Below are 12,556 nucleotides of genomic sequence, written 5' to 3' on the forward strand. Positions count from 1 at the left end.
AAGAAGTGAAAAGGAACGCCTGCGAGTTTAAGCGGGAGTGGCGACCGGGGGCGTGAAAAACGAAAAATACCGGTTATTACGCGCCCCAAAGCTATAATTTTACGATGATCGATACTCCGACGCGGCGTTTGCAGGCATTGGGCTGGACTTTGTTGGGTCTGGCCCTTTTGCTGATGATGTACTTCCTGTCGCCGGTGCTTACCCCCTTCCTGCTGGCCGGGATTCTTGGCTATCTGCTGGCGCCGGGTGTCGATTTGCTGGAACAGCACCGTTTTCCGCGCTGGGCGGCGGTGCTGGTCATGATGACCGGCCTGTTCCTGACCGTGATCATTCTAGTGCTGATTCTGGTGCCGCTCGTTCAGCACGAGGTCACCCAGGTCATTGCGCAATTGCCGGTCTGGCTGGATCGCCTGCGCGAATCGTACGGACCGCAGCTCAAGCGCTGGTTCGGCCTGGAACTCAAGGTCACGGCCAACAGCCTGGGCAAGCTGACGCAGGACGTGCTGGCCGGCCATCAGGACATGGCCGCGGTGGCCCTCAGTTATGTCAAGCTGGGCGGCGGCGCGATGCTGAACTTCGTCACCAACATGTTCCTGACGCCCTTCGTGCTGTTCTACCTGCTGCTGGACTGGCATCAGCTGCTGGACCGCCTGGACCGCGTCGTGCCCCGCCGCTGGCACCTGCGCATCCGCGTCATGGTGGCCGAAATCGATGAACTGATGTCGCAGTTCCTGCGCGGCCAGTTGCTGGTTATGCTGATCCTGGCCGTGCTGTACAGCGCCGGGCTGGCCATTGCCGGCTTCGACAGCGCCCTGCCGGTCGGCACGCTGACCGGCCTGCTGGTGTTCATTCCCTATCTGGGGTTCGCGCTGGGCCTGTTCCTTGCCATGGTGTCCGCCATGCTGCAGTTCGACGGCGCCTACGGTGTGGTGGCGGTGGCCGTGGTCTATGGCATTGGCCAGACCGTGGAAAGTTTCTACCTGACACCGCGCCTGGTGGGCGAGCGGATCGGCCTGCATCCGCTGGCCGTGTTGCTGGCCTTGCTGGTGTTTGGTGAAGTCTTTGGATTCTTTGGCGTGCTGCTGGCGCTGCCGGCCAGCGCGATCTTGCTGGTGGCGTTGCGGCGCGTGCGTCGCAGCTACCTGAGCAGCGATTTCTACCGGCAGACGCCCTGACGCCATGACGCTGCCTTGCTTTTCCCGACGTCCCCCTTGCAGAGCCCGATGAAGCAGCTCTTACTCGACGTCCTGCCCGCGCAGGCGCCATCGCTCGAGAACTACGTGCCCGGCCCGAATGCCGAGGCGCTGGCGGCGCTGCGCGCGCTGCCGTCGGGGCGGGCGGTGTACCTGTGGGGACCGGCGGCGTCGGGGCGCACGCATCTGCTGCGCGCCATGGTGGCGGACTCGGCCGACGCCATCTATCTGGACAACGACGCGCCCATCAACACCTTCCAGGCGGTGGCCGATGGCGATGCCGGCCATGCCCTGCTGCGGCGCGTGGCGATCGACGATCTGCACGCCATGGACGACGCCCGCCAGGCCTGCGTGTTCGCGCTGTACAACCGGTGGCGCGAATCGGCCGCCACCGAACATGCCCTGTCGCTGGTCGTGGCCGGCGATACGGCGCCCCACCAGATGCAGTTGCGCGAAGACCTGCGCACGCGACTGGGCTGGGACCTGGTGTTCCGCCTCGATGCCCTGTCGGACGCCGACAAGATGGCGGCGCTGGGCCGGCAGGCCGCCAGCCGGGGCATGCAGCTGGCCCCGGATGTGCTGAACTGGGTCATCACCCACGTCGATCGCGACATGCGGCGGCTGTCGGCATTGGTCGACGCGCTCGATCGCTATTCCCTGGCGGCCAAGCGCCCCATCACCGTTCCGCTGCTGCGCGCCATGCTGGCAGAGCAGCCCGAACCCTCCAACCCCGATTCTCCTCCACCGACGTTGTCATGACTCCTACCCAAGCGCCCACCCGGCTCGCGCTGTTCGATCTGGACCACACCCTGTTGCCGCTGGACAGCGACTATCACTGGGCTGATTTCCTGGCCCGCAATGGTCACAATGGCGACCCCGCCACGGCCCGCGCCACCAACGACGCCATCATGCAGCGGTATGACGAAGGCAAGCTGTCCGCCACCGAGTCGGCCGAGTTCATGCTCGGGATGCTGGCGCGCAACACCCCTTATGACCTGGCGAAGTGGCATGAAACGTTCATGGCCGAGGTGATTCGTCCGGCGATCACACCGCAGGCGATCGACCTGGTGCGCAGTCACCTTGAAGCCGGCGACCTGTGCGTGGTGGCCACGTCGACCAATTCCTTCGTGGTCGGCCCCATCGTGCGTGCGTTTGGCATCACACATCTGCTCGCCACCGACCCCGAATATGTGAACGGCCGCTACACTGGACGTTTCGTCGGCACCGCCTGCTTCCGCGAGGGCAAGGTCACCCGGGTCGACGCCTGGCTGAAGACCCTGGGTCGAGACCTCGCCTCGTTCGACGAGTCGATCTTCTACAGCGATTCCATGAACGACGTCCCGCTGCTTGAGGTCGTGACCACCCCGGTCGCCACCAACCCCTCGGCCACCCTGCGCGCGCTGGCGCAAGAACGGAACTGGCGCATCACGGATTTGTTCGCATGATCAGAAAACTCATCAGCAAGCTGTTTTCGCCGCGCGCCGCGCGTCCGATCCTGGGCGTCAAGCGGCACGCCCCCTTGCGTGTCCCGCAAAGCCAGCACGGCATCGACCGCCGCCTGGTGTCGCGCCACGCCATCAAGGTCTGCGACACGTTGCACGAAGCCGGCTTCGAAGCCTATATCGTCGGCGGCGCGGTGCGTGACCTGATCGCCGGCGCGCAGCCCAAGGACTTCGACATCGCGACCAACGCGACGCCCGAACAGATCCAGCCGCTGTTTCGCCGCGCTCGCATCATCGGCCGCCGCTTCAGGCTGGTCCACGTGGTGTTCGGCCAGGAAATCATCGAAACGTCGACCTTCCGCGCGGCCAGCTCCGTGGAACAGACCACCGACGAACACGGCCGCATCCTGCGTGACAACGTGTTCGGCACGCTGGAAGAAGATGCCGCGCGGCGCGACTTCACGTTGAACGCGCTGTACTACGATCCGGCCACCGAGATCGTCATCGACTACCACAACGGCGTGGCGGATCTGAAGAACCGCACCGTCAGCATCATTGGCGACGCGGCCAAGCGCTATCGCGAAGACCCGGTCCGCATGCTGCGCGGCATGCGCTTCGCCGCCAAGCTTGAATGCACGATCGCACCGGCCACGCTGGCGCCGATCCGCGAGATGGCGGGCCTGATCGAAAACGTGCCGGCATCGCGTCTGTTCGACGAAATGCTGAAGATGCTGACCTGCGGTCATGCCATGAACTGTCTGCGCCAGCTGCAAAAGCAAGGCCTGCACAAGGGCATGCTGCCGCTGCTGGACGTCGTGCTGGACCAGCCGGGCGGCGAGCGGTTTGTCGAGCTGGCGCTGGAACGCACCGACCAGCGCGTGCGCGCCGGCAAGTCCGTCAGCCCCAGCTTCCTGTTTGCCGCCTTGCTCTGGCAGCAGGTGCATGTGCGCTGGATGCAGTTCCGCGAACAGGGTGAAGTGCCGATGCAGGCACTGGGCCTGGCCGTGGATTCCGTGCTGGATGACCAGACCGAAAAGCTGGCGATCCAGCGGCGCTTCGTGTCCGACATGCGCGAGATCTGGTTCATGCAGCCGCGCTTCGAACGGCGCCTGGGCAAGACCGCCTGGCGCATGATCGAACAACCGCGCTTTCGCGCCGCGTGTGATTTCCTGCACCTGCGCGCCGCCGCCGGCGAAGTCGACAGCGACCTGGCGCAGTGGTGGATGGACCTGGCCGACGCCGATGATTCGACCCGCGCGGCCATGCTGGACGACGCCGCCCGCCAGCCGCGCCCGGCTGGCGAAGCGTCGACCAAGCCGCGCCGCAAGCGCCGCAGCAACAACAAGCCCCGCGCCGAATCGGCCGGCCCGGACTCGGGCGGCGCCGCACCGGCTGCGGAGTAAGGCAAGTCGATGGCTGACGAGGCTGGCCCGGCTGGCCAGGCAGGCCAAGCCAAAACGCCTGGCGACCCCGGCCTGGATGAAGCGATCGCGGCTGGCGGCCAGCAGACACCCGAGGGTGCGCACATGGCCTGGATAGGCCTTGGGGCGAACCTGGGCGATGCCATCGCCACCTTGCAGGCCGCCGTGCGGGACCTGACCCAGGCCGACGGCGTGTCGGCGGTGACGGTGTCACGCTTTTTTCGCACCGCACCGATCGACTCCAGCGGGCCGCCGTACATCAATGCCGCGGCTCGCGTGATCACCACGCTGTCGCCGCTGGCTTTGCTGGATACCCTGCAACGCATCGAGAACACCCACGGCCGCGAACGTCCCTATCGCAACGCGCCCCGCACGCTGGACCTGGACCTGCTGCTGTTCGATGACGTCGTCCTGGACACGCCACGGCTGGTGATCCCGCATCCGCGCATGCATGAACGTGCCTTCGTCTTGGCCCCCTTAACCGATCTGGATCCGGCCTTGCGTCTGCCGCAAGGCGACGTGGCGAGTTTGCTGCGGCAGTGCGCCGCGCAGGACGTCGAGGCGATCTGATCGCATTGCAGACGGGGCTTGCCGGCCCATGCGGGCGCTTACGGCACCGCGTAGGGCGACCCGGACGTGCGCTCCTTGTCCTGCCCTTCTTGATATCGCAATGCGTCGATCACCAGCGCCAGCGCCGGCGAGATCTGCCGCCGGTTGGCGTAGTACAGGTGATAGCCCGGAAACACCGGGCACCAATCTTCCAGCAAGGACACCAGGCGGCCCGTTTCCACGTGCGGCCGCACCAGGTCGTAGGGCACGAAGGCCAGGCCCATGCCGTCCAGCGCCGCCTGCAACATCAGGAAGGTGTTGTTGAACACGGTCTGCCCGGTCACCCGTACATTCAGTTCCTGGCCGTCTTTTTCAAAGTCCCAGGCATACAGGCCGCCATGGGTTGGCAGCCGCAAGTTGATGCAGCAGTGGTCGGTCAGGTCTTGCGGCAGGGTGGGATGCGCCCTGCCCTCCAGATAGCCCGGTGACCCGGCTACCGCCATGCGCAGTTCCGGCGCAATGCGGACTGCGATCATGTCCTTGTCCACCCGGTCGCCCACCCGCACGCCCGCGTCGAAGCGCTCCGCGGCAATGTCGGTAAACGCGTAGTCCACACTGAACTCGATCTGGATGTCGGGGTACTGACGCAGCAGCGGCCGCAAACGCGGCCACAGGAAATTGACGATCGCGTGGTCATGCGCGGTGATGCGTACGGTACCCGCCGGCTTGTCGCGCAGCGCGCTGAGCGACCCCAGCGCCTGTTCAATGTCATCCAGGCGCGGCACCAGCGTTGCCAGCAGCCGCGCGCCGGCCTCGGTCGTCGACACGCTGCGGGTGGTGCGCGTCAGCAGGCGCACGCCCAGGCGGGCTTCCAGCGCGAGCATGGCATGGCTAAGCGCGGATCGCGACATGCCGAGCTGCGCGGCGGCGCGCGTAAAGCTGCGTTCGCGCGCCACCATGACAAAGGCCTGCAGGTCGTTCAGGTTTTCTTTCATGGCGCGGGCCTTGGGTGAGGAAAGTGGTGGTGGTTGGTGGTGCAGGGGCATCCTTGCCGGCGGCATTGGTGAATGCCATGCACCAGCGCATGCGGATTTTGCCATCTTATCAACCAATGCCTGCGCACATACAGTGACTGCATCCCCAAGCAAGGAGCAGTCATGGAACTCAAACGCGCAGGCTCGCAGCCCTCGATGAAGGGGCCGGCCGAGTGGTTCACTGGCACCGTCCGCATCGATCCCTTGAACAGTCCGCCCGAGCCGGCTCGCGCGTCGTGCGCCGCAGTCACCTTCGAGCCGGGCGCCCGGTCGGCCTGGCACACCCATCCGCTCGGCCAGACGTTGATCGTCACGTCCGGCTGCGGCTGGACGCAATGCGAAGGCGAAGCCACGGTGGAAATCCGCGCGGGCGACGTGATCTGGTGCCCGCCCGGGCATCGGCATTGGCATGGCGCATCCCCCACCACCGCCATGACGCATATCGCGATCCAGGAAGCGCTGGACGGCAAGAATGTCGAGTGGATGGAACAGGTGACCGACGAACAGTATCTGTCCAACCCGCCGCGGAACGCGGACTCGGCAAGGGGAGCCTAATCGTGCGATTCCCATTGTTAACGACGGCCGGCTGGCGACTCGCCGCCTGCACCCTTGCCCTGCCCGCCGCCCTGGCAACCCCCGCGGAAAACGCGCCGGCGGCCCGGACGGGCTCCGCTGCTATCGGGGGCTCCGGTGCTTCCACTGCCGCCGCCCCGGCAGGGTCCACCGGCCAGACCATCACACGGGCGGGCGCACAGGCGTCCGTTCCGGGTTCCGCCGACTTCTTTACCGGCCGGTCGCGTTATGACCCGAAGTGGACCGCCAATGCGGACATCAACACCAGCGGCGGCTACGTCACGTTCGAGCCCGGCGCGCGCTCGGCCTGGCATACGCACCCTGCCGGGCAATATCTGGTCGTGACGGCGGGGGTGGGACGCACCCAGGAGGAAGGCAAGCCCGTGCAGGAAATCCGCGCCGGCGACGTCGTCTGGTGCCCGCCGGGCGTCCGGCATTGGCACGGCGCCGCGCCGACGACGGGCATGACCCACATTGCGGTCACCGGCACGCGGGACGGCAAGAATGTGAACTGGATGGAGAAGGTCAGCGATGCCCAATACCATGGCCATTGAACGACGCCTGCCCGGCCGGCCCGGCCTGGGCGGGGGCGGCTGGGATGCGACGCGTGCCCCCTCGATCCGCCCTGCCGCCGCCTGGCGTGACACAAGCACCGACCTTGCGGCGGCAGGGGACACGGAATCTACAGGCAGCAGCTCGCTACGCGCCCCTGCGATGTGCCCGCCCACCCCCCGCCCCAGCGCTGTCCGCACCGCCGTAAACCGCACCGCCGTAACACGCGCCGCGGTCAGCCTTGGCCTGACCCTGGCAACGCTGGCCGCCGCCCACGCCACCCAACCGGCGCCACACGCCATGTCCACGCCCGCTACGTCCGCCCCAGCGTCCCACGCCCCCTCCCCCTCCCGCCCGGCCACCCGTCCCGACCCGTCCGACACGCTGTCCGCCCGCCAGCAGGCCATCGTCCCGATCGGCGCATTTGCCGCGGCCGGCGACATTGCCCGGCTTAACGACGCGTTGAACCAGGGGCTGGATGCCGGCCTGACGATCAGCGACGCCAAGGAAATCCTGGTGCAGGTGTATGCCTATGCAGGCTTTCCGCGCAGCCTGAATGCGTTGGGCGAATTGATGAAGGTGGTCGACGGCCGCCAGAAACGGGGCATCCACGACGCGCCGGGCCACTCGCCGGGTGCGCCGATTCCGACCGGCGACGCGTTGCTCGCGGCAGGCACGGCGAACCAGACCTCCCTGGTCGGCCAGCCGGTCAAAGGTCCGCTGTTCGACTTTGCCCCCGCCATCGACCAGTACTTGAAAACCCATCTGTTCGGCGACATCTTCGCCCGGGACAACCTGGACTGGCAGAGCCGGGAACTGGCGACCGTGGGCATGCTATCCGCCCTGCCAGGCGCGGAATCGCAATTGCAGTCGCATCTGGCGATCAGCATGAATGTGGGGATCACCGCCGCGCAGCTGACCCAGCTGGCCGGCGTGCTGCAGGACCGGGTGGGTGATGACCCGGCGCGACGCACCCGGGAAGCGCTGGACAAGCAATTGGCGGCGAAGGCGAAATAGCAGCGCGTTGACCAGCCCGGCGGCGCCGCCCGCCACGGAACAGCGCCCTGCGCGCTACACCGTGCGTCGATTGGCCCTGCCGCGCCCGTCGCTCCGCCTCACGCGCTGCGCAACGCGCAGCGCCCACCGGCATCCCCCTGCGCGCTACACCGTGCTTCGATCGGCCCTGCCGCGCCCGTCGCGCCGCCTCACGCGCTGCGCAACGCCCACCGCGTGCCGGCATCGACTTTCTCGACCGCCACGGCGCACCGCCCCTTCCCCAGCGACTTCGCGACATACAGCGCGGCGTCGGCGGCGGCCAGCACCTCTTCCGTCGCGGTGCCATGTTCCGGGATCAGCGCGATCCCCACGCTGCCGCTGATGGCCACGGGCACGCCATCGCCCAGGTCATAGGGCAAGGACACCGCGGCGATGATGCTGTCGCCAAAGTGCACACTGCTTTTACGATCGGGGCTGCGCGTCATTACCACGAATTCGTCGCCACCGATCCGGGCGACCACCTCTTCGGGCTTGAGCAGCCCCTTCAGCCGATCCGCCACCATCCGCAGCAGGCGGTCACCGGCGGCGTGGCCGCGGCTGTCGTTCACCTGCTTGAAGCCATCCAGATCCAGATAGAAGACAGCATGATGCTCGTGGCTCGACACGCGGTGCGCCATGACGGCCAGCAGCCCGGCGCGGTTCGATACCCCCGTCAGTTCGTCATGCCGCGCCTGGTAGCTATTCTCGCGTTCCGCCCGCATGGTGGACACCAGCATGGAATTGAGCCGGTATGACGCCGTGGTCATGCTGAACAGGTAGAAGGGAATTTGCAGCAGGGTCACCAGGATCAGCGGCTCGCCCGCGAACAGGGCCGCCAGGCAGCACGGTCCCAGACTCAGAAAAATCATGACGCCGACCAGCCGGGGCGCCGCGAAGTTGCGAAAGCAGATGCCACCCACCATGGCGGCCGATGACAGGCAGGCCATGGTGGCGATCACCCAGTCGCCGCTGGTCATGCTCATGAAGACGCCGTACCCGACGCTGAACGCCCAGGCCAGGGCCAGCACCAGGTAGAAGTCGGTGGGCGTCGGCTTGCCCTGCGCCGCGGCGCGGTGCGCCCGGAGCAAGACCACCAGCCGCGTTCCGCAAATGAGGATTTCAAGGACCAGCCACCCGACGAACCAGGGCGACGGATGCCGCAGCATGCCGAGCGTCGAGACGATCAACGTGTTGAGCACCCCGCCGGCAAAGATCGGCAAGGTGCCGAACAGGCTGCCGATCAACGCCACGCGCACGTCGTGCGGGACGTCATGGCCGACGCCCACAAGCCATCGTGTCAATCGCCAGCGTGGGACGCTGAACGTCAGTTTGCTATCCATTGCCCTCCCTCGCTTCGTTGCGATCAGACCGCCGGTGACAGGCGCGCCTTTGCGCCGCGAGCAAGTGTAGGCGAGCTTTGCAACACTTTGACTTACTTTTACGCGATTGTGGGACGACTGGCGTTGCGCGGCAGCGACGAGGGCGTCAAGGAAGGGCGCGCCGGATCAGGACGCGAACATCGCTTTCCAGACGGCAAGCTTGTCGTCGAACCGGACCGACGCCGCGGCAGGTGACGACGACGGCAGCTTGAACACCGCATAGCCATGGTCGGCCAAAGGGTGCCCCAACTTCCACGACAAGGCGCCGTTAAACCCGATCTTCTGCAAGTGCGGCGCAGCCGTTTTCAGGTAGTCAGCCAGCGGATGCAGGCTGGCATCCTTCACGGCGGCGTCCAGGCTGCCGACGCGGCGGCACTGCGCAATCATGTCCCACAGGCCGATGTCGTGCCGGGCCAGCGTGGCCAGGCGATCGGCATACGGCATGTCATGCAAGGGTTGGTCGATGCAGGCGCCGACCAGCCGCCAGAACTGGTTGCGCGGATGCGCGTAGTAGCGCGCATGATCGAGAGAGATGACGCCCGGAAAGCTGCCTAGCAGCAGCAATCGGGTCGTCGAAGGAATGATCGGAGGAAGGCCGCCGGTCAGGGACACCATCACATTCCTGACGTCAGCACAGCACCGGCAACAGGAACCGCGCCCACTTGCGGGCCGGCAAGCCGTACTGCGCTTCGACCACGTCGGCCCGGGCCAGCAGCATTTCGGTCGTGATTTCGAGGGGCGGCCCGGCAAACGCCACCATCACGCGGTTGCCCGCATCCATCTCGGGCAGCACCACGATGCGGCCTTCAAAGGCCTCATACAGGTTGTCGAGATTGCGCGAAAAGCTTTCATGCGCCCCGAACAGGTTGACGGTCATCACGCCTGCCTGGTGGCTATGCCCGCTGATCACGCGCCGGCAGGCCTGGTAAAAGGCCACCGAATCCCGGACCGGGCCGCGCGCCTCGGCGTCGTACAAGTCCACCATCAGCACCGGGCAGGTGCCCCGGTTGGCGATGTCTTCCACCCAGGCGCCCGCATCGGCATGCGTGATCCGGAAACGGTCACCTTCCGCCGGCAGGCGAAAGTACGCGCGGCATGCCGCGGTCACTTGCGGGTTCCATTCAACGGCGTGAACCGAGCTGGGCGTGTGCTTCAGGCAGTACCGCACCAGCGACCCCGCGCCCAGGCCCAGTGTGCCGATCGAATCGGCGCCCACCGGCGGTTCCAGGAACAGCAGCCAGGCCATCATCTGCCGGGTGTATTCCAGGACCAGGTCCGCCGGCTTCTGCACTTTCATGGCGCCCTGGACCCAGGGCGTGCCGAAGTGAAGGAAGCGCACGCCGCCTTCTTCCGAAAAGTTCGGGACGTCCAGACGCCCCGGTCGGGCGGCGAGCGTCCGGCTTGCAGCAGGCGCGCGGTCGCGGCTCAAGCCTGGCCCAGCAACAGACCGTTCAGACGCCGGACGAACGCTGCCGGGTCTTCCAGCGATGCGCCTTCGGCAAGCAGGGCCTGATCGAGCAGCACATGCGCCCACTCATCGAACTGGCCGTCGGCCGCGTTCTGGATGCGCGCGATCAACGCGTGCTCCGGGTTGATTTCAAGGATGGGGCGCGACTCGGGCGCGGGCTGGCCGGCGGCCTTGAGCAGCCGCTGCAGGTGCTGGCTCATGTCCTGGTCATCGACCACCACGCACGCTGGCGAATCCACCAAACGGAAGGTGACGCGCACGTCCTTGACCTGCTCGCCCAGCGCCGTCTTCAGGCGTTCGACCACCGGCTTGAATTCTTCCGACACGTCGTCCTGGCGCTTCTTGTCGTCTTCGTCGGCCAACGCGCCCAGGTCCAAGCCGCCCTTGGCGATCGACACCAGTTGCTTGCCTTCGAATTCGCGCACGAACGACACCATCCATTCGTCGACGCGGTCCGTCAGCAGCAGCACTTCGATGCCCTTCTTGCGGAAGATTTCAAGGTGCGGGCTGTTGGCCGCGGCGGCATAGGTTTCGGCCGTCACGTAGTAGATCTTGTCCTGGCCTTCCTTGAAGCGGCCCACGTAGTCGGCCAGCGACACGGTCTGCGCGTCGGACCCGCCATGCGTGGATGCAAAGCGCAGCAGCTTGACGACACGTTCGATGTTCGCCGCGTCTTCGCCCACGCCTTCCTTCAGCACCTGGCCAAAGGCGGTCCAGAAGGTGGCGTAGTCTTCCGGCTTGTTTTCAGCCAGGTCTTCGAGCAGGCTCAACACCCGTTTGGTGCTGCCTTCGCGGATGGCCTTCACATCGCGGCTTTCCTGCAGGATTTCGCGCGACACGTTCAGCGGCAGGTCGGCCGAATCGATGATCCCGCGCACGAAGCGCAGGTAGCCCGGCAGCAATTGCTCGGCATCTTCCATGATGAAGACGCGCTTCACGTACAGGTTCACGCCATGCTTTTTATTGCGGTCCCACATGTCGAACGGAGCGCGCTTCGGCACGAACAGCAGTTGCGTGTATTCGCTGCGGCCTTCGACACGGTTATGCGTCCAGGCCAGCGGGCCTTCAAAGTCGTGCGCCACGTGCTTGTAGAACTCGGTGTACTGCTCGTCGGTAATGTCCGACTTGCTGCGGGTCCAGAGCGCACTGGCCTGGTTCACCGTCTCGTCCTCGTCCTTCTGCACGGTCTCGGACTTTTCGGCGTCCCACTCTTCCTTCTTCATGATGATCGGAAGCGAGATGTGGTCCGAATAGCGGCGCAGCACTTCGCGCAGCTTCCACGACGACAGGAATTCGTCGGCATCGTCGCGCAGGTGCAGCGTGATCTCGGTACCGCGCTGGGCCTTCTCGGCCGGCGAAATCGTGAACTCGCCATCGCCCGCCGATTCCCAGCGGATGGCTTCGTCGGCCGCGGCGCCCGCACGGCGGCTGACCACCGACACGCGGTCGGCCACGATGAACGACGAATAGAAGCCGACGCCGAACTGGCCGATCAACTGGGCGTCTTTCTGCTTGTCGCCGGTCAGGTTCTGGAAGAACTCGCGCGTGCCCGACCGGGCGATCGTGCCCAGGTTGGCAATGGCTTCGTCGCGGCTCATGCCGATGCCGTTGTCGGCGATCGTGATGGTGCGGGCTTCCTTGTCGAAGCCGATGCGGATGGCCAGTTCACCGGCGCCTTCCAGCAGTTCAGGATGATCGATCGCCTCGAAGCGCAACTTGTCGCAGGCGTCTGACGCATTCGATACCAATTCGCGGAGGAAGATTTCCTTGTTGCTGTACAGCGAGTGGATCATCAGCTGCAGCAGTTGCTTGACTTCGGTCTGAAAGCCCAGCGTTTCGGTCGTGTTTGCGGTTTGACTCATGGCAACTTTTCCCTTCTGTAAAACGGGGAGTGGTGTCGTGTCGACGGG

At 65.9% G+C, this 12,556-nt stretch carries 13 protein-coding genes; 8 read left to right on the top strand and 5 right to left on the bottom strand.

Features of this window, described 5'->3' with window-relative positions; all coding sequences use genetic code 11:
- Positions 1-104 precede the first annotated feature (104 nt).
- The 5 genes from HD883_RS10035 (at position 105) to folK (ending at position 4,626) form a co-directional block, all read left to right on the top strand.
- Entirely contained in the window at positions 105-1,175 is a 1,071-nt protein-coding gene (locus tag HD883_RS10035; RefSeq protein ID WP_179585921.1) for an AI-2E family transporter, read from the top strand.
- A 48-nt stretch (positions 1,176-1,223) separates the two neighbouring features.
- On the top strand, positions 1,224-1,952 hold the full coding sequence (gene hda, locus HD883_RS10040; RefSeq protein ID WP_179585919.1) for a DnaA regulatory inactivator Hda: 729 nt from the start codon (positions 1,224-1,226) through the stop codon (positions 1,950-1,952).
- The gene (locus tag HD883_RS10045; protein ID WP_179585917.1) at positions 1,949-2,638 is read left to right on the top strand and encodes an HAD family hydrolase; all 690 of its coding nucleotides are present in this window, start codon (positions 1,949-1,951) and stop codon (positions 2,636-2,638) included. Before hda ends, HD883_RS10045 begins: the two co-directional genes overlap by 4 nt.
- Entirely contained in the window at positions 2,635-4,038 is a 1,404-nt protein-coding gene (pcnB, locus tag HD883_RS10050; RefSeq protein ID WP_179585915.1) for a polynucleotide adenylyltransferase PcnB, read from the top strand. Before HD883_RS10045 ends, pcnB begins: the two co-directional genes overlap by 4 nt.
- A gap of 123 nt (positions 4,039-4,161) precedes the next feature.
- Positions 4,162-4,626 (top strand): 2-amino-4-hydroxy-6-hydroxymethyldihydropteridine diphosphokinase, encoded by a 465-nt coding sequence (gene folK / locus HD883_RS10055; protein WP_179588633.1) that lies wholly within the window; start codon positions 4,162-4,164, stop codon positions 4,624-4,626.
- Positions 4,627-4,664: 38 nt separating this feature from the next.
- On the opposite strand, the gene HD883_RS10060 is transcribed toward folK, so the two are convergent.
- Complete coding sequence (locus tag HD883_RS10060) at positions 4,665-5,600, bottom strand: LysR family transcriptional regulator (RefSeq protein WP_179585913.1); 936 nt, start codon at positions 5,598-5,600, stop codon at positions 4,665-4,667.
- Positions 5,601-5,762: 162 nt separating this feature from the next.
- Between HD883_RS10060 and HD883_RS10065 the strand changes: the two genes are divergently transcribed.
- The 3 genes from HD883_RS10065 to HD883_RS10075 all read left to right on the top strand — a co-directional run bounded on the left by HD883_RS10065 (position 5,763) and on the right by HD883_RS10075 (position 7,781).
- The gene (locus tag HD883_RS10065; protein ID WP_179585911.1) at positions 5,763-6,194 is read left to right on the top strand and encodes a (R)-mandelonitrile lyase; all 432 of its coding nucleotides are present in this window, start codon (positions 5,763-5,765) and stop codon (positions 6,192-6,194) included.
- Between the two features lie 122 nt (positions 6,195-6,316).
- A complete protein-coding gene (locus HD883_RS10070) occupies positions 6,317-6,766 on the top strand; it encodes a (R)-mandelonitrile lyase (RefSeq protein ID WP_179588632.1) in 450 nt (149 codons plus the stop codon).
- A gap of 298 nt (positions 6,767-7,064) precedes the next feature.
- A complete protein-coding gene (locus HD883_RS10075) occupies positions 7,065-7,781 on the top strand; it encodes a carboxymuconolactone decarboxylase family protein (RefSeq protein ID WP_179588631.1) in 717 nt (238 codons plus the stop codon).
- A gap of 188 nt (positions 7,782-7,969) precedes the next feature.
- On the opposite strand, the gene HD883_RS10080 is transcribed toward HD883_RS10075, so the two are convergent.
- From HD883_RS10080 to htpG, 4 genes are all read right to left on the bottom strand, one after another.
- Positions 7,970-9,139 (bottom strand): GGDEF domain-containing protein, encoded by a 1,170-nt coding sequence (locus tag HD883_RS10080; protein WP_179585909.1) that lies wholly within the window; start codon positions 9,137-9,139, stop codon positions 7,970-7,972.
- 165 nt (positions 9,140-9,304) lie between these two features.
- A complete protein-coding gene (locus HD883_RS10085) occupies positions 9,305-9,793 on the bottom strand; it encodes a DNA-deoxyinosine glycosylase (protein WP_179585907.1) in 489 nt (162 codons plus the stop codon).
- A gap of 13 nt (positions 9,794-9,806) precedes the next feature.
- Entirely contained in the window at positions 9,807-10,607 is an 801-nt protein-coding gene (locus HD883_RS10090) for a spermidine synthase (RefSeq protein ID WP_257022121.1), read from the bottom strand.
- Positions 10,604-12,508, bottom strand: coding sequence for a molecular chaperone HtpG (gene htpG, locus HD883_RS10095; RefSeq protein WP_179585905.1), 1,905 nt, complete (start codon positions 12,506-12,508; stop codon positions 10,604-10,606). Before htpG ends, HD883_RS10090 begins: the two co-directional genes overlap by 4 nt.
- Between the last annotated feature and the right edge of the window lie 48 nt (positions 12,509-12,556).

Source organism: Pigmentiphaga litoralis (assembly GCF_013408655.1).
Classification (GTDB): domain Bacteria; phylum Pseudomonadota; class Gammaproteobacteria; order Burkholderiales; family Burkholderiaceae_B; genus Pigmentiphaga; species Pigmentiphaga litoralis_A.